The organism is Diaphorobacter nitroreducens (genome assembly GCF_002214645.1).
In the GTDB taxonomy this organism is placed as follows: domain Bacteria; phylum Pseudomonadota; class Gammaproteobacteria; order Burkholderiales; family Burkholderiaceae_C; genus Diaphorobacter; species Diaphorobacter nitroreducens.
On the sequence record NZ_CP016278.1, the window covers coordinates 2675394 to 2692374 of the forward strand.

Consider the following 16981-nt stretch of genomic DNA (forward strand, 5'->3'; position numbering starts at 1 on the left):
TCCGACATGGCGGTGCCGGACAGTACGGCTATAGTGGTCCCGACCGTTCTGCAACCCCCAAGAAGGAGAGAAAGCCATGGGTCTTTTCAGTTTCATCAAGGAAGCCGGCGAGAAGCTGTTTGGCGGCAAGGACGCGCAGGCTTCCACAGCCGCCGCGCCCACGCAGGCCGAGCTCAACGACAAGGCGGGCAAGGCGATCGAGGCCTACATCGCGTCGCAGAACCTGGGCGTGAGCGACGTGCAGGTCCACTTCGAAGGCCCCGAGGGCAAGGTGACGGTGAAGGGCACCGCACCTACGCAGGCGGCCAAGGAAAAGGTCACCCTGTGCTGCGGCAACGTGGCCAGCGTAACCAGCGTGGACAACCAGATGAGCGTGACCAACCCCGAGCCCGAAGCGCAGTACCACGACGTGGTGCGCGGCGACACGCTGAGCGCCATCGCCAAGAAGTTCTATGGCGACGCCAACAAGTACCCGGTGATCTTCGAGGCCAACAAGCCCATGCTGACCCACCCCGACAAGATCTACCCCGGCCAGAAGCTTCGCATTCCACCGCTGGCCAAGTAAGCCCCGGCAATCTCAAGCCAAAACGGCTGCCAGCGCTTGCACATCAAGCGCTGGAAGCTATTTTTTTGATAGCAAAAAACTGCAACAACCCGCTCAGCCCTGCCGCCACGGCAGGCCGCGAAAGCGCCAGCCGCTGCGCCGGTTGCGCTGGCCGTTTTCGTCCGGCTCGCCCTCGAAGCCTTCCAGGATGTTGTAGGCCGTGATGCCCAGCTCGGTCGCGCGCCGCGCCGCGGCCACAGAGCGCACGCCGCTGCGGCACAACAGCACCGCCGTGCCGCCGGGCGGCACTGCCGCGCGCAGCTGTGCGTCGAAATCGGCATTGGGCTGCATGCCGGGCCATTGCTTCCAGGCCGCGGCCACGGCGCCGGGCACGAAGCCCACCCAGTCGCGCTCGGCATCGGTGCGCACGTCCACCAGCACCGCCTGGCCGGCGCGCACCCATTGCCACGCCAGCGGCGGGCTCACGTCGCCGGCGTAGCCCTCGGCGGGCAGGGGTTGCTCAGAAGCGTGGAGGTCGGGCGTGGGCGTGTTCATGGTGGCCATTCTGGCAGACCATGGCCGCCGCGCGCCCATCAGTCCCAGGGCGGCGCGGGCTGCTCGCGCAGGCTGCGACGCAGCGCGGCGTAGTCGGGCACCACGGTGGCCACGGTATCCCAGAAGCGCGGGCTGTGGTCCATCACGCGCAGGTGCGACAGCTCGTGCGCGACCACGTAGTCGATGATGGCCGGGCGGTAGTGCATGAGCCGCCAGTTCAGCCGGATGGAGCCATCGGCCCGCGCGCTGCCCCAGCGGGTGTTGGCGCTGGACAGGCGCAGCCGCGTCCAGCGCACATCCAGCAGCGGCGCGAAGTGGTGCAGCCGCTCGGTGAAGCAGCGGCGCGCATCGCGCATCAGCCAGGCCTGCACGGCGTCGCGCACCTGGGCGGGCGCGGCGCTGCGCGCCAGGGCGATGCGCAGCGCGCGACCGGTTGCGCCGCCCTGCTCCTCGAGCGCTCCACCGCGCGCGGCGAAGCCGTGCGTAGGGTCCAGCACCACGGTGAGCGGCTCACCCAGGTAGGGCAGCACGGCGCCGTCGCCCCAGACGATGCGCGCGCGCTCTTCCTGCTGGCGGCGCGCCTGCTGCTCGCCAAGCTTGCGCAGGATCCACGGCGCCTTGTCGCGCAGCGCGGCATCCACGCCCGCCAGCGTGACCCAGGAGGGCGCGCGCACGGACAGGCCTTCGGGCCCCACGGTGAAGCCGATGGAGCGCCGGCGCGCACGCTGCAGCGCATAGGCCACCACCGCGTCGCCCAGCAGCACCTCGCGGCTGGCCGCCGGGTGGCGGAACACGGCGGGCGTGAGCAGATCGCCCAGCGGTGGCGCTGGCGCTACTAATAAAGGAGCCTCTGGCGCTTGCTGGACGGGCGCTATCGCCCGTTTCGGCTGTGGCACCCCGGAATCCGGGCTGCTCCCGCCGCCCAGGAAGTCCAGCGCCAGCTGCACCAACCGCTGCATGTCAGCCGGCAGCGGGGGGGTAGGCGTCGGGGTCCAGGCGGCGCATCTCGCCCTCGATCCAGGCCTCGACCTCGCGCATCAGCTCGTCAGGCTTGCGCCCCTCGGTGGGGATGGGCCGGCCGACGGACACGTGCACCACCCCCGGGCGCTTGATGAAGGCCTTGCGCGGCCAGACCGTGGCCGAGGTCACGGCGATCGGCACCACGGGCACGCCGGCGTCGATGGCCAGGCGCGTGCCGCCGCTCTTGTAGTCGCCCTTGGCGCCGCGTTCCGTGCGCGTGCCCTCAGGAAACATGATGACCCAGGTGCCCTTGGACAGCAGGCGGCGGCCCTGCTGCAGCACCTTGGCAAAGGCGCGGGCGCGCTGGCCACGGTCGATGTGGATCATGTCCAGGCTGCCGATGGACCAGCCGAAGAACGGCACGGAAAGCAGTTCCTTCTTGAACACGTAGGCCAGCGGGTGCGGCATGATCGCCGGCATCAGGAAGGTCTCGTAGGTGGACTGGTGCTTGACCAGCAGCACCGCGCCCTGCTGCTCGCCCTGGGGCAGGTGCTCCATGCCGGTGATCTGCGTGCGGATGCCCAGCAGCCAGCGCGCCGAGTCGATGCACAGCTTCAGCCAGGCACGCGCCACGCGGTAGCGCGCCGCCGGGCTGCCGCCCAGCACACGCACCAGCAGGATGCCCAGGGTGTAGGGGACTACGGTGACGACCATCACCAGCAAATGAAGAATGGAGCGGATCAGTGCCATGAAGCAGTTTTCAGTGTTTTTAGCCTCTAGCGCCCATGCAGTAAGCGCCAGCAGCTATCAATTCAATAGTCTTCGCATCACAGGGCCACGGGCAGGCTGGCGCCGTTCTGCGGGGCGATGAAATCCGCCAGCGCGCCCAGGCTGGCATGGGCGCGCGTGCCGGCGGGCCAGCCGGGCGGCAGGCTCTGGCGCGGGTCCAGGTGGGCCGAGCGACCGGTGCAGACCATGTGCAGTTGCGCGCCCAGCTCGCTCGCCGCCTGCAGGTGGGCCGCACTGCTGCCCGCCACCAGAATCTCCTGCCCCTCCGCGCCGTAGCGATCGCGGATCTGCTCCATCAGGCCCGGAGCGGGCTTGCGGCAGTGGCATTGCTCGCTCTCGGTGTGGGGGCAGTAGAACACCGCGTCGATGCGCCCACCCAGCGTGGCCAGCTGCCGGTGCATCTTCGCGTGGATGGCCACCAGGGTCTGCGCATCGAAGAGGCCGCGGCCCAGGCCCGGCTGGTTGGTGGCCACCACCACATGCCAGCCCGCGTGGTTCAGCCGTGCCACGGCCTCCAGCGCGCCAGGTACCGGCACCCATTCGTCGGGCGAGGCGATGAAGCCATCGCCCAGCGCGTTGAGCGTTCCGTCTCGGTCCAGGATGGCGAGTTTCATGGCGCGATTATCAAAGCAACGCTGCCGCGCCGCCCGCGTCCGCCGTCACCGGCGTAACGGTCCAGGCCCCACAGCCGCGCACGGTCACACCGCCAGGCGCGAGAGGTCGGCCACGCGGTTCATCGCCATGTGCAGCTTCTTGAGCAGGCCCTGGCGGTTCAGGCGCAACGCCAGCTCCTCGGCATTGACCATCACGTCGTCGAAGAACGCGTCCACGGGCGCGCGCAGCACGGCCAGGGTTTGCAGGCTGGCGGTGTAGTCGCCGCTGTCGAACTGGGCGTTGGCCTCGGGCACGAAGCGCTGCAGCGCGGCGTACAGGTCCTTCTCGGCGGGCTCTTGCAGCAGTTCCTCATTCACGTGCGGATCCACTTCGCCGGCCTTCTTGAGGATGTTGGTCACGCGCTTGTTGGCCGCGGCCAGCGCGGGCGCCTGCTCCAGCGTGGCGAATGCACGCACGGCCTCGATCTGCCGGGGCACCAGCGCCAGGCGCTGCGGACGCAGGGCAATCACGGCGTCCACCTCCTGGGCGCTGTAGCCCTGCTCGCGCAGGGAGCCAGCCAGGCGGTCGTAGATGAAGTCGGCCAACTGGGCGCTGGTGTCCTCGATCTTGTCGCCGAAAGCCGGCACCGCGCTGGCCAGCAGCGCATCCAGATCCAGCGGCAGCTCCTTCTCGACCAGCATGCGGATCACGCCCAGCGCATGGCGGCGCAGCGCAAACGGGTCGCGGTCGCCCGTGGGCAGGTTGCCGATGCCGAACATGCCCACCAGCGTCTCCAGCTTGTCGGCCAGCGCGACGACCACGCCCACGTTCTCGCGCGGCAGCGCGTCGCCGGCAAAGCGGGGCTTGTAATGGTCCTCGATGGCGTGCGCCACCTCGTCGGGAAGGCCGTCGCTCACCGCGTAGTAGCCGCCCATGATGCCCTGCAGCTCGGGGAACTCGCCCACCATGTCGGTGACCAGGTCGGTCTTGGCCAGCAGCGCGGCGTTGTCCACGCAGGTCAGCAGATAGTCCTGGGCGATCTCGCCTTCCTGAGAGTCCAGCGCCGCGTTGCCTTGCGCAAGCGCCGTGAACAGCTGCGTGGCGATGGCCTTGGCGATATGGCGCACGCGCTCCACGCGTTCGCCCTGCGTGCCCAGCTTGTTGTGGTAGACCACCTTGGCCAGCTGGTCCACGCGGCTGACCAGGGTCTTCTTGCGGTCCTGGTCGAAGAAGAACTTGGCGTCCGCCAGGCGCGGGCGCACCACGCGCTCGTTGCCCTGGATGACGGCGCTGGCGTCCTGCGGGCTGATGTTGCTCACCACCAGGAACTGGTGGGTGAGCTTGCCCTCGGCATCCAGCAGCGGGAAGTACTTCTGGTTGGCCTTCATGGTGAGAATCAGGCACTCCTGCGGCACGGCGAGGAACTCCTTCTCGAATTCGCAGACCAGCACGTTGGGGCGCTCGACCAGCGCCGTCACCTCGTCCAGCAGGGCGGCGTCTTCGATCGGCTGCATGCCACCGCCTACACGGTCGGCGGCCGCCTGCAACTGGCGCGCGATCTCGGCGCGGCGCTCGGCAAAGCTAGCAATCACCGCGCCTTCGCTGCGCAGTTGCTCGGCGTAGCTGTCGGCGCTCTGGATCACGACCGGGTCCACGGAGGCCTCGAAGCGGTGGCCGTGCGTGGTGTTGCCGGCCGTCAGGCCCAGGGCCTGCACGCCCACCAGCACCTCGCTGCCATGCAGCGCCACCAGGCCGTGCGCCGGGCGCACGAAATGCACGCTGGTCCAGCCGTCCTGCAGCTGGTAGCGCATCACCTTCGGGATCGGCAGCTTGGCAATGGCTTCGTCCAGCGCCTTCTGCAGGCCGTCGGCCAGCAGCGCGCCCTTGGCCATGCTTTCAAAGAACAGCACCTCGGCCTTGCCGTCGTGCACGCGCTTGAGCTGCGGCACGCTGGCGGCGTCGGCGCCCAGCGCGGTCAGCTTCTTGAGCAGCGCCGGCGTGGGCTGGCCGCTCGCATCCAGACCCACGGCCACGGGCATGAGCTTTTGCGACACCGCCTTGTCGGCCGCGGCGGGCAGCACTTCGGTGATGTGCGCTGCCAGCCGGCGCGGCGAGGCAAAGGCGGTGAGCTGCGAGTGTGCCGAGGTCAGGCCTTGCGCCTGCAATTGCTCCAGCAGCACGCCCGCGAAGGCATCGCCGAGCTTTTGCAGGGCCTTGGGGGGCAGTTCTTCGACAAACAGTTCGACAAGAAGATTCTGGTGATTCATGGTGTGTTTCTCGCTGCGCGACGCGTGCGCTCAGGCGGCCTTCTTGTTCTGTTGTTCCGCGGCCTTGGCCAGTTCGGCCAGCACTTCGTCGGCATGCGCCTTGGGCGCCATGGGGAAGCCCAGGCGCGCACGGCTGTCCAGGTAGGCCTTGGCCACGGCGCGCGCCAGGTTGCGGATGCGGCCGATGTAGGCGGCGCGCTCGGTCACGGAGATCGCCCCGCGCGCATCCAGCAGGTTGAACGTGTGCGCCGCCTTGAGCACCTGCTCGTAGGCCGGCAGCGCGAGCTGCTCGCCCATCAGGTGGTTGGCCTGCTTTTCATGGGCGCCGAAGGCGGTGAAGAGGAACTCGGCGTCGGAATGCTCGAAGTTGTAGGTGGACTGCTCCACCTCGTTCTGGTGGTACACGTCGCCATAGGTCAATTTCGCGCCATTCGGGCCCTCGGTCCAGGTCAGGTTGTAGACGTTGTCCACGCCCTGCAGGTACATGGCCAGGCGCTCCAGGCCGTAGGTGATCTCGCCCGTGGCGGGCTTGCAGTCGATGCCGCCGACCTGCTGGAAATAGGTGAACTGCGTCACCTCCATCCCGTTGAGCCACACCTCCCAGCCCAGACCCCAGGCGCCCAGCGTGGGGTTCTCCCAGTCGTCCTCGACGAAGCGGATGTCGTTCTTCTTGAGGTCAAAGCCCAGGGCTTCGAGCGAGCCCAGGTACAGCTCCAGGATGTTGTCGGGCGCGGGCTTGAGCACCACTTGGTACTGGTAGTAATGCTGCAGGCGGTTGGGGTTCTCGCCATAGCGGCCGTCCTTGGGGCGGCGGCTGGGCTGCACGTAGGCGGCCTTCCAGGGCTCCGGGCCCAGAGCTCTCAAAAACGTAGCTGTATGCGACGTACCGGCGCCCACTTCCATGTCATAGGGCTGCAAGAGTGCGCAACCCTGGTCGGCCCAGTAGGACTGCAGTTTGAGGATGATTTGTTGGAATGTCAGCATGGCTGTGTGTCTGAGAGAGCGGGCGCGCTCGCACGCGCGAACCGGCAATTTTAGGCGTCCAAGCAAAACGGGGGCCGCAGCCCCCGTCGTACCTGGCCCGAGGCCGTCACTGGCCTTGCCAGCGGCGCAGCACCAAGCTGGCGTTGGTGCCGCCAAAGCCGAAGCTGTTGGACAGCACGTGGGTCAACTGCGCGTCGCGCGTCTGGGTCACCAGCGGCATGGAGCCCAGCAGCGGGTCGGGTGTCTCCACGTTGGCCGAACCGGCGATGAAGCCCTTGTTCAGCATGATCAGGCAGTAGATCGCTTCCTGCACGCCGGTGGCGCCCAGCGAATGGCCGGTGAGCGACTTGGTGCTGGAGAACGGCGGCACGGCCTCGCCGAACACCGCCTGCATGGCACGCACTTCCTGCATGTCGCCCACAGGCGTGGAGGTGCCGTGGGTGTTGATGTAGTCGATGGGCGCGCCCAGGCCTTCCATGGCCTGCTGCATGCAGGCGATGGCGCCGTCGCCCGACGGGGCCACCATATCTTCGCCGTCGCTCGTGGCGCCAAAGCCCACGACCTCACCCAGGATGGTGGCGCCGCGTGCCAGTGCATGCTCCAGGCTTTCTAGCACCACGGCACCGCCGCCGCCGGCGATCACGAAGCCGTCGCGGTTGGCGTCATAGGCGCGCGAGGCCTTCTCGGGCGTGGCGTTGTACTTGCTGGACATGGCGCCCATGCCGTCGAACAGCAGCGACATGCCCCAGGACAGCTCTTCGCCGCCGCCGGCGAACATCACGTCCTGCAGGCCCCAGGCGATCTGCTGCGCAGCGGCGCCGATGCAGTGCGCCGACGTGGAGCAGGCCGAGGTAATGGAATAGTTGATGCCCTTGACCTTGAAGTTGGTCGCAAGGCACGCCGAGACGGTGGAGCTCATGCAGCGCGTGACCTGGTAGGGTCCTACGCGGCGGATGCCCTTTTCGCGCAGCGTGTCGGCCGCCTCGATCTGGTTGGCGGGAGAGCCGCCGCCCGAGCCCATGATGAGGCCGGTGCGCGGGTGGCTGACCTGTTCGGGGGTGAGGCCGGCCTGCTGGATGGCGTCTTCCAGGGCAATCTGCGCATAGGCCGCGGCGTCGCCCATGAAGCGCAGCTGCTTGCGGTCGATGCGCGCCTCGACGTCGATCTCAGGCACGCCCGCCACCTGGCTGCGCAGGCCCAGCTCGGTGAACTGGGGCACGGCCTTGATGCCGGAGCGGCTGGCGCGCAGAGCCTCCTCCACGGTCTGCAGATCGTTGCCGATGCACGAGACGATGCCCGCGCCCGTGATCACCACCCGTTTCTTGGTCATGCTGCGCTTCCCTGTGCGTCGCCTTCGCGCAGGAACAGACCCACGCGCAGGTCGTTGGCCACGTAGATTTCCTTGCCGTCGGCCAGCAGGCGTGCATCGCCGATGGCCATGTTGAGTTTGCGCTTGATGACGCGCTTGATGTCGATTTCGTAGGTCACGAGCTTCACGTCCGGGCCCACCTCGCCGGTGAACTTGACCTCGCCCGCGCCCAGCGCGCGGCCACGGCCCGGCAGGCGCAGCCAGGTGAGATAGAAGCCGATGAGCTGCCACATGGCATCCAACCCCAGGCAGCCGGGCATGACCGGGTCACCCTGGAAATGGCAGGCGAAGAACCACAGGTCGGGCTTGACGTCGAGTTCGGCCACGATCTTTCCCAGGCCATGCGCGCCGCCGTCGGTGTCGATGTGCGTGATGCGATCGAACATCAGCATGGGGGGCAGGGGCAGGCGCCCGCTGTCCGGACCGAACAACCGGCCCTCGCCCGAGGCGATGAGTTGTTCGTACGAGAAGGAATCAGCCATTGTCAATCGTGCTCCAGACGGCCCGTGCCGTCGCGGTAGGTGGTTGTCGTTGATGCAAAAAAATCAGCGCGCGGCCCGCGGCCACGGGCGGCGAAGGCCCTCTATTATCCAGGCTCGCGCGCGCTCTGGCCTGTAACCGTGCCCCGGGAAAGCCCGCTGGCTACCGCGCCGGGATGATCTGGATCAATTTCCAGCCCGCGCCCGCCCTGTGCGCCCGCGCAGGCACCAGGCCAGCCCCGCCACTGCAAACCCGAGCGCCCACAGGGGCCAAAGCCCCCAGCGCGCCACCCACCGGGCGTACGGCGTGGCGGCGCCACCACGCCCCTGCACCTGGGCGCGCAGCACGCCGCGCTGATAAGCCGGCATGCGGTGCGTGACCTGCCCGCGGTGGTCGATCACCGCCGTGGCGCCGGTGTTGGTGGCACGCACCATGGGACGCTCGAACTCCAGCGCGCGCAGACGGCTGATGGCTAAGTGCTGGTCCACCGCCACGGTGTTGCCGAACCAGCCGATGTTGCTCAGGTTCACGAGGATGGTGGGGCTGCTCGCCGGGTCGAGAAAGCGCACGCCGATCTCCTCGCCGAACAAGTCTTCGTAGCAGATATTGGGCGCTATGCGCTCGCCGGCCCACGCCAGCGACGGCTGACCCACCGCGCCGCGGTTGAAGTCGCCCAGGGGGATGTTCATCATCTCGGTGAACCAGCGGAAGAACGGCGGGATGAACTCGCCGAACGGCACCAGGTGGTGCTTGTCGTAGCGGTAGGGCTGCGGCTGCTCGGGCGCAAAGCCCAGCACCGAGTTGGTATAGCCCTCTTCCAAGCTGCCCAGCGGGATGCCCAGCAGCAGCGCCTGGCCGCCTGCGGCATAGCGCTCGGCCATGCCCTCCAAATAGCCGGGCACCAGCTGCTGCGGCAGCAGGGGGATGGCCGTCTCGGGCGCCACCACCAGGCTGGCCTTGGCCGCGTGGATCTGGTCGTAATACCACTGCAGCGCCATCGGCACGCCGCTGCCGGGCTGGAACTTCTCGTCCTGCGGGATGTTGCCCTGCAGCAGCGCCAGTGACAGCGGCGCATGCACGGGCGGCGGGGCACCGCAGCCCTCCACGGCGCAGTGGCGCTGCCAAGCGGCCCCTGCCCCCACGGCCGTGAGCGCGAGGACCAGCGCCCAGGCACGTGCGTTGCGCAGGTCGGCGCGGCGCGCCTGCGCCAGCAACATGGCCAAGAGCGCCGCCGCGGCACCGATGCCGTACACGCCCACGCTGCGCGCCAGCGCGGCCAGGGGCCCCTGCACATGCGCGTAGCCGCCTGCGCCCCACGGAAAGCCGGTCCACCATTGGCCGCGTGCCAATTCCGCCAACAACCACAGCGCAGCAAAAACGATAGCTGCCAGCGCTCTATGGACGGGCGCTAGAGTCCAAAAACATGCAGAAACCGCTGCGTAATAACTGCCGAGGAACGCCGCCAGCCCCAGCACCGCCAGCACGGCCAGCGGCGCGGCCAGTCCCCCATACGTGTGCATGGAGATGAACAGCCACCAGAACGTGCCCGTGAGCCACGCCGTGGCGAACACCCAGCCCAGCAGGCCGGCCCGGCGTGTACCGCCGGCGCCCAGCAGCACATGCGCCCACAAGGCCAGCGACAGGATCTGCAACCACCACAGCGGCTGTCCGCCCCAGGGCCAGGCCAGCGATGCGGCCTGCGCCAGCCCGGCCACCAGTGCCAGCACCCAGGGCAACGGGCCGCGGCGCGGTGCGTGCGCGGCCAGGGGCGGTGCGACGGCCATCAGCGTTCGGACTCGGGCGTGCCCGCCGCCGGTGCGACCTTGAACCAGCGCACCGACCCGCCCTTGGTGTGCATCACCACAAACTGCAGGCCGCCGAGCACCACGGACTCTCCCTTGCGCGGCATGCGGCCCAGCTCATGCGCGATCAGGCCGCCGATGGTGTCAAAGCTCTCATCGGGGTCGCTGCCCTGCAGCGCCACGCCGAAGGCCTCGGCCACGCGCTCCACGGGCGTGTCGCCGCTCACGCGGAAGGTGCGGTCGGCCAGGCCGAAGATGTCGCCCTCGTCCTCGGGGATATCGAACTCGTCCTCGATCTCGCCCACGATCTGCTCGATCACGTCCTCGAACGTCACCAGACCGGCGATGCGGCCGAACTCGTCGATGGCGATGGCCATGTGGTTGCGCGTGTTGCGAAACTCACGCCCCAGGTCATGCAGGCCCTTGCTCTCGGGCACGAACAGCGCCGGGCGCACCAGCGTGCGCACGTTCAGCCCCGGCGAGCGCCAGAGCTTGAGCAGATCCTTGGCCAGCAGGATGCCGATGATGTTGTCGCGCTCGCCCTGGTACACCGGAAAGCGCGAGTGCGCGGTGTGCAGCACCTGGTGCATGAGCTCATCCACCGGCGCGTCGATGTCCAGCATGTCCATGCGTGGCGCGGGCACCAGCACGTCGCCCGCGGTCATCTCGGCCATGCGCAGCACGCGCTCCAGCATCACCCGCGCATCGGCGTTGATGACGTCGTTGTCCTCGGCCTCGGCCAGCGTGGCGATGAGCTCGGCCGTCGAGTCCGGCCCGGGGTTGATGAACTCGACGAGGCGCTGCAGGAACGTGCGCTTGTCCTCCTTGTCGGGGGCGCGCGCAGGGTGGGGGTCGGACACGGGAACGGGTGCAGGTTGTGCAGGGAGTGGATCAGCCCCCAAGGATAGCGGATCGCCCCGCGCACCCGCGGGGCACGCCGGGGGCGCGCCTGCCTACTCGGCGGCCTGGTGGCGGCCGTCGCGCACGCCCTGGCGGATTTCCTGCAGGTCGGCCAGGAAGCGCCAGAACTGCCGCGCCTGCTTCTTGAGCTGGTAGTCCACTTCGCCGAAATGCTCGGCCATGATCTCGGACACGCGCGTGTCGAAGCGCGCGGGCGGCAGCTGCAAGTACGCCTCGGACTCGGATCCGTCGCGGCGCACCGTGGCGCCGGCATTGCGCGCGATCTTGAGCATGGCCGTGTTCTCGGTGAGCGCGTGGATGAACATCATGCTCACGCCGCGGTTGCGCGCCAGCATCACCGCGCGCTCGAACAGCCGCGCGCCGTAGCCGCGCCCGCGCGCCGTGGCCGAGACCGAGACGCCGAACTCGGCGCAGCTTTCGTACTCGCCCGATGGCGCAAACGCCACATGGGCCATGGCGATCAACTCCAGGCGGCGGTTGAAGATGCCGAACACCTCGTCGCGCGAGAAGTCCAGCAACTCGGCGTAGCGGCGCACCTGGTCGTCGTTGGCGGCGTAGCCAAAGCGCAGGTAGCGGTCGCGCGGCTCCAGGCGCAGCAGGTGGGCGGCAATGCGCTCGCGGTGCTGCGGGCCGAGCGAACGGATGGGCACCATCACAGTGTTCATGGCAAAACCTCGGTGGAAGCGTCCCCCGGCGGTGGGGCGCAGCATTTGTCGCCCTGCGTTCCAGGAAGCGCGAAGCCAGTCTTTGGTTGAAAGCATGATGCGGCCGATTTTAGGGTTTTCCCTAGGAATCTGGGGCGCATATGCTGCAATGCAACAAAAAAGTAGGGGAAATCAGGACCAAGGGAAAAACGGCCTCTAGCCCTTATCCAATAAGCGCAAGCAGCTATCAATACAGGACTGCCTCTGTCCGCCACGCGACTGCCGTGCCTTTTTTATCTACACCGGCAGGGCGGTAGTGGCCTTGACCCGGTCCAGCACGAAGCTGGTCTTGCAGTCCTGCACGCTGGGGTGCTTGAGCAGCGTGTCCATGATGAAGCGGCTGTAGTGCGCCATGTCGGCCACCACCACGCGCAGCAGGTAGTCCATCTCGCCGGTGAGCGACGCGCACTCCACCACCTCAGGCCAGGTCTGCACGCTGGCGCGGAACAGGTCCATCGGGTTGCGCTTGTGGCTCTCGGTGTGCTTTTCCAGGCGCACGTTCAGGTAGGCGGTCAGTCCCAGGCCCACGCGCTCGGGGCGTACCAGTGCCACGTAGCGGTCGATCACGCCCTCTTCCTCCAGCCGCTTGGCGCGGCGCAACACGGCGCTGGGCGACAGGCCCACCTGTTCGCCGATCACGTCATAGGTCTCGCGGCCGTTGTCCTGCAGGCGGCGCAGGATGGCACGGTCCAGCTTGTCGAGGGCGGGGGTGCGTTCGCTCATGGCGGCGGATTCTAGGCAAGCGCCGCACGAGACGCACCCGCGTGTTCCCTAACGCGAAATGACTGCACATCGCATTGACGTTGCGCAACATTCCTGCATATCCACACTCAAACCCGTGCGCATTCGCCAGAAACATGAGCCCCGCCCCTCCTACAGTGAAGCGACACACCCTAAGGAGACTGCCGATGACTGCCGCCCTGCCCCTTCGCGCCACCCACGACGCCGACGCCTGGGAGAACCCCATGGGCCTGATGGGCTTCGAGTTCGTGGAGTTCACCTCGCCCACGCCGGGGCTGCTGGAAGCGGTCTTCGAGAAGCTGGGATTCACGCTGGTGGCGCGCCACCGGTCCAAGGACGTGCTGCTGTACCGGCAGAACCAGATCAACTTCATCCTGAACCGCGAACCGGCCAGCCAGGCCGCGTACTTTGGCGCCGAACACGGCCCCTCGGCCTGCGGGCTGGCCTTTCGCGTGAGGGATTCGCACCAGGCCTACCGGCGGGCGCTGGAGCTGGGCGCCCAGCCCATCGAGATCCCCACTGGCCCCATGGAACTGCGCCTGCCGGCCATCAAGGGCATTGGCGGCGCGCCGCTGTACCTGATCGACCGCTTCGAGGACGGCAAGTCCATCTACGACATCGACTTCGACTTCCTGCCCGGCGTGGACCGGCGCCCGGTGGGGCACGGCCTGAACGAGATCGACCACCTCACGCACAACGTGTACCGCGGCCGCATGGGATTCTGGGCCAATTTCTACGAAAAGCTCTTCAACTTCCGCGAGATCCGCTACTTCGACATCCAGGGCGAATACACGGGCCTGACGTCGAAGGCCATGACCGCGCCGGACGGCAAGATCCGCATTCCGCTGAACGAAGAGGCCAAGCAGGGCGGCGGGCAGATCGAGGAGTTCCTGATGCAGTTCAACGGCGAGGGCATCCAGCACATCGCGCTGATCTGCGACTCGCTCGTCGAGGTGGTGGACAAGCTGGGGCTGGCGGGCGTGCCCCTGGCCCCGGCGCCCAACGACATCTATTACGACATGCTGGACACCCGCCTGCCGGGTCACGGCCAGAACGTGGCGGAACTGCAGGCGCGCGGCATCCTGCTGGACGGCACCACGGCCGACGGCACGCCCCGTCTGCTGCTGCAGATCTTCTCCACGCCCATGCTGGGGCCGGTGTTCTTTGAGTTCATCGAACGCCAGGGCAACTACCGCGAGGGTTTCGGCGAAGGCAACTTCAAGGCGCTGTTCGAATCGCTGGAGCGTGACCAGATCCGGCGCGGCGTCCTGCAGACCCAGGCGTGAGCCCTGGGCGCGGCCCGGCCATGGAATGACGCACTGCAACAACGGCTTTCTATACTGAGCGCCCTTTCAAAGAGACTCGGGAGAAATTCAATGTTGCGTCGCCGTCAATTGGTGGGTTCCCTTGCGCTGTGCATGGCTTGCGCCGTACAGGCACAGAACGCATCCGCCCCCATGACCATCGTGGTGCCCTACGCGGCCGGAGGCCCGCTCGACAAGAGCGCGCGCATCCTGGCCGAAGGGGCACAGGCCCAACTCGGGCCCATCCAGGTGCAGAACAAGCCGGGCGCCGGCGGCAACCTGGGCGCAGACACGGTGGCCAAGGCGCCCAAGGGCGGCAACCTGCTGGTGATGGGCGCGGTCGCCACCCATGCCGTGAACCCCTGGCTGTACAAGAATTTCCCCTACAACCCGGTCAAGGATTTCACGCCCATCGTGCTCGTCGCACGCACACCGAACGTGCTGGTGATGAGCGCCGAACGGGCCAAGGCGTTGGATATCAGCACCACCACCGACCTCGTGAAGTACATGAAGGCCCACCCGGACCAGCTCAAGTACGGCTCGGGCGGCAACGGCAGCATCGGCCACATCGCCGGGGAGATGTTCAAGTCGCTCACCAACACGCGCATGCCCCATGCGCCCTTCCAGGGCGCGGGTCCGGCGCTCAAAGCGCTACAGGACGGCGGCGTGGACATCGTGTTCGACAACCTAGCGTCGTCACTTCCGCTGATCCAGGGCGGCAAGCTCAAGGCGCTGGGCGTGACATCGCTGGGCAGCGACGACGCCCTGCCCCACGTGCCCAGCATCAACAGCGAGGTGCCCGGCTTCAACGTGTCCACCTGGTTCGGGCTGTTTGCCCCCGCCACGCTGCCCGCCACCGATGCACAGAAGTACGCCACGGCGTTCTCGAAAGCCATGCACTCGCCGGCCGGCAAGGCGCAGTTCCAGAAGATGGGCCTGACGCCCGAAGAACTCACGCTGGGCGGCTTCGGCAGCTTCGTGCGCTCGGAACTGGGCAAGTACGAATTCCTCATCAAGGCCGCCAAGATCCACATCGACTGAACGCCGTCCTGCACTCCCGCCCGCCGGCCCATACCAGGCCGGCGGTGCACGACGACGGCGTGGTTCCAACAAGGAGACAAGCACCATGGGACAAGCCCCCGTCGTCTACGGACAATCCAGCCGCCCGCCGCGCGGCGACTATTCGCGTGCGCAGGAGGATTACACCTGCGCGCAGAACTTCGCGGCCTACACCGCCGCCGACCACGACACCTACCACCGCCTGTACCAGCGCCAGTCGGCCCAGCTGCAGGGTCTGGCGAGCGAGGCCTTCATCCAGGCCCTGCCGCTGCTGGGCGCCAAGGAGCGCATCCCGCGCTTCGATGACGTGAACGAACGCCTGTACCGCGCCACGCGCTGGGAGCTGGTGGCCGTGCCGGGGCTGATCCCCGAGGTGCCGTTCTTCTCGCTGCTGGCGAACCGCAAATTCCCGGTCACCGACTGGATCCGCACGCCCCAGGAATTCGACTACATCGTCGAGCCCGACGTGTTCCACGACCTGTTCGGCCACGTGCCGCTGCTGTTCAACCCGGTGTTTGCCGACTATGTGCAGCGCTATGGCGAAGGAGGCCTGAAAGCGGCGGGACTGGGCGCCTGCGAGATGCTCTCGCGGCTGTACTGGTACACGATCGAGTTCGGCCTGATCCGCGAGCAAGGCGGGCTGCGCGCCTATGGCGCGGGCATCCTCAGCTCGCGCGGCGAACTGCCCTACGCCGTGCACAGCCCCGAGCCGCAGCGCCTGCCACTGGAGCTGGAACGCACCATGCGCACGCGCTACAAGATCGACACCTACCAGCAGACCTACTTCGTGATCGACAGCTTCGAGCAGCTGTTCGAACTCACGGCGCAGGATTTCGCGCCGATCTACGAACGGCTGCGCGGCCAGCCCGAGTTCGCGGCCGATGCGCGCGAGCCGCTCCCGGCCTGAAGCGCGTCGCCGACACGCTCAGGGCTGCTCGAGCAGCGCCAGGCAGTCCTGCAGCACGCGCGGGTGGAACGCCATCTCGACGTGCGCCACCCCCTCGATGAAGCGGTTGTCCGCGCCCTGCAGCATTGCGGCCGCGGGCGGATAGACCACGTTGTCGCAGTTGGAGTACCAGCACACGAAGACTGCGGCGCGTGCCGGCGGCTCGTCTTGCCCCAACTGGCGCACCCAGGGGCCGTGCAACCGCATCTGCCGGCCATTGGTGCTGCGTGCGCCGCGCGCGGGCCAGGTGCCGTGGTGCGGCGATCCCAGCGTGACGATGCGGTGCACGCGCTGCTCGCTGCCCGGAACGGCGCGCAGCCAGGCGCGTGCGGCCAGACCGCCCATGCTGTGGCCCACGATCAGCGGCGACCGCCCAGTGGCCTCGGCCACGCGGCGCACGGCATCGTCGATGGTGCGGCAGTAATCGTCGATGGAGCCGAAGGCGGGCTCCAGCGTCACGGCCACGAAGGCATGGCCGCGCGCACGCAGCAGCGCCAGCCAAGGCGTCCAGAACCCTCGGTTGCACAGGAAGCCGTGCACCAGCACCACGCCGCGCGGGCCGGGCACGTCCGACGCGCGCGGTGGCAGCCAGTCCGCCACGGCCTGGTGGCGGAACGGCTGCCACCAACCGAAGACCAGGCTGGCCCAGCGTGACTCGGCCCACCAGGCACGCAGCAGCTGCCCGGCGCGCGGACGCGGCGTCGCATCCCCCCGGCAAACCCAGGCCATCAAGAAAAATTGCGGCGCCATGCCCAGGCGGAACATCAGCGGGACCGCGGCCACGCCCGCCAGCGCCAGCGCCGGCGAACGGCCCAAGAACCAGGCCATCCAGCCCGCGATCAACAGCAGATGCACGGCCACCGCCCAGCGTTGCCAACGCGCGTTCGTCATGAAGCTCCCTTGTGGTGGTTGTGGTGTGTCGCTTGGGTGACCTCTGCGGCATCCGGACTAGGACAAGCCCG

17 protein-coding genes are annotated in these 16981 nt (G+C 67.9%); 4 read left to right on the forward strand and 13 right to left on the reverse strand.

Going from position 1 to position 16981, the window contains the following annotated elements; all coding sequences use genetic code 11:
• Nucleotides 1-76: 76 nt before the first annotated feature.
• The gene (gene lysM, locus BA022_RS12500; protein ID WP_047350082.1) at nucleotides 77-565 is read left to right on the forward strand and encodes a peptidoglycan-binding protein LysM; all 489 of its coding nucleotides are present in this window, start codon (nucleotides 77-79) and stop codon (nucleotides 563-565) included.
• A 93-nt stretch (nucleotides 566-658) separates the two neighbouring features.
• Here lysM and BA022_RS12505 read toward each other — a convergent pair whose 3' ends face one another.
• The 12 genes from BA022_RS12505 to BA022_RS12560 form a co-directional block, all read right to left on the reverse strand.
• Nucleotides 659-1108 carry a rhodanese-like domain-containing protein gene (locus tag BA022_RS12505; protein ID WP_418236088.1) on the reverse strand — a complete coding sequence of 150 codons (450 nt, stop codon included), beginning with the start codon at nucleotides 1106-1108 and terminating at the stop codon, nucleotides 659-661.
• Between the two features lie 29 nt (nucleotides 1109-1137).
• Complete coding sequence (locus BA022_RS12510; protein WP_088887696.1) at nucleotides 1138-2058, reverse strand: M48 family metallopeptidase; 921 nt, start codon at nucleotides 2056-2058, stop codon at nucleotides 1138-1140.
• A 1-nt stretch (nucleotide 2059) separates the two neighbouring features.
• Nucleotides 2060-2809: a lysophospholipid acyltransferase family protein gene (locus BA022_RS12515; RefSeq protein ID WP_088887697.1), complete on the reverse strand. Its 750-nt coding sequence runs from the start codon at nucleotides 2807-2809 to the stop codon at nucleotides 2060-2062.
• 77 nt (nucleotides 2810-2886) lie between these two features.
• Entirely contained in the window at nucleotides 2887-3462 is a 576-nt protein-coding gene (gene gmhB / locus BA022_RS12520; protein ID WP_012655568.1) for a D-glycero-beta-D-manno-heptose 1,7-bisphosphate 7-phosphatase, read from the reverse strand.
• An 84-nt stretch (nucleotides 3463-3546) separates the two neighbouring features.
• Complete coding sequence (gene glyS / locus BA022_RS12525; protein WP_088887698.1) at nucleotides 3547-5709, reverse strand: glycine--tRNA ligase subunit beta; 2163 nt, start codon at nucleotides 5707-5709, stop codon at nucleotides 3547-3549.
• 30 nt (nucleotides 5710-5739) lie between these two features.
• A complete protein-coding gene (gene glyQ, locus BA022_RS12530; protein ID WP_011803986.1) occupies nucleotides 5740-6693 on the reverse strand; it encodes a glycine--tRNA ligase subunit alpha in 954 nt (317 codons plus the stop codon).
• Between the two features lie 106 nt (nucleotides 6694-6799).
• Nucleotides 6800-8023: a beta-ketoacyl-ACP synthase I gene (gene fabB, locus BA022_RS12535; RefSeq protein WP_011803985.1), complete on the reverse strand. Its 1224-nt coding sequence runs from the start codon at nucleotides 8021-8023 to the stop codon at nucleotides 6800-6802.
• Nucleotides 8020-8544 carry a bifunctional 3-hydroxydecanoyl-ACP dehydratase/trans-2-decenoyl-ACP isomerase gene (fabA, locus tag BA022_RS12540; RefSeq protein WP_012655566.1) on the reverse strand — a complete coding sequence of 175 codons (525 nt, stop codon included), beginning with the start codon at nucleotides 8542-8544 and terminating at the stop codon, nucleotides 8020-8022. The genes fabB and fabA overlap by 4 nt, the downstream gene beginning before the upstream one ends.
• A 183-nt stretch (nucleotides 8545-8727) precedes the next feature.
• On the reverse strand, nucleotides 8728-10326 hold the full coding sequence (gene lnt, locus BA022_RS12545; RefSeq protein ID WP_088887699.1) for an apolipoprotein N-acyltransferase: 1599 nt from the start codon (nucleotides 10324-10326) through the stop codon (nucleotides 8728-8730).
• A complete protein-coding gene (locus BA022_RS12550) occupies nucleotides 10326-11204 on the reverse strand; it encodes an HlyC/CorC family transporter (RefSeq protein ID WP_088887700.1) in 879 nt (292 codons plus the stop codon). The genes lnt and BA022_RS12550 overlap by 1 nt, the downstream gene beginning before the upstream one ends.
• A gap of 93 nt (nucleotides 11205-11297) precedes the next feature.
• Entirely contained in the window at nucleotides 11298-12026 is a 729-nt protein-coding gene (locus tag BA022_RS12555; protein WP_041838783.1) for a GNAT family N-acetyltransferase, read from the reverse strand.
• A gap of 180 nt (nucleotides 12027-12206) precedes the next feature.
• Complete coding sequence (locus tag BA022_RS12560; RefSeq protein WP_011803980.1) at nucleotides 12207-12692, reverse strand: Lrp/AsnC family transcriptional regulator; 486 nt, start codon at nucleotides 12690-12692, stop codon at nucleotides 12207-12209.
• Nucleotides 12693-12877: 185 nt separating this feature from the next.
• Here BA022_RS12560 and hppD point away from each other — a divergent pair, with 185 nt between their 5' ends.
• The 3 genes from hppD to phhA all read left to right on the forward strand — a co-directional run bounded on the left by hppD (nucleotide 12878) and on the right by phhA (nucleotide 15980).
• Nucleotides 12878-13996 carry a 4-hydroxyphenylpyruvate dioxygenase gene (hppD, locus tag BA022_RS12565; RefSeq protein ID WP_088887701.1) on the forward strand — a complete coding sequence of 373 codons (1119 nt, stop codon included), beginning with the start codon at nucleotides 12878-12880 and terminating at the stop codon, nucleotides 13994-13996.
• Between the two features lie 90 nt (nucleotides 13997-14086).
• Nucleotides 14087-15055, forward strand: a complete 969-nt coding sequence (locus BA022_RS12570; RefSeq protein WP_088887702.1) for a Bug family tripartite tricarboxylate transporter substrate binding protein — start codon at nucleotides 14087-14089, stop codon at nucleotides 15053-15055.
• An 85-nt stretch (nucleotides 15056-15140) separates the two neighbouring features.
• Nucleotides 15141-15980, forward strand: a complete 840-nt coding sequence (phhA, locus tag BA022_RS12575) for a phenylalanine 4-monooxygenase (RefSeq protein WP_011803977.1) — start codon at nucleotides 15141-15143, stop codon at nucleotides 15978-15980.
• Nucleotides 15981-15998: 18 nt separating this feature from the next.
• Here the strand turns inward: phhA and BA022_RS12580 are convergent, their stop codons facing one another.
• Nucleotides 15999-16910, reverse strand: coding sequence for an esterase/lipase family protein (locus BA022_RS12580; protein ID WP_088887703.1), 912 nt, complete (start codon nucleotides 16908-16910; stop codon nucleotides 15999-16001).
• Nucleotides 16911-16981: the final 71 nt, after the last annotated feature.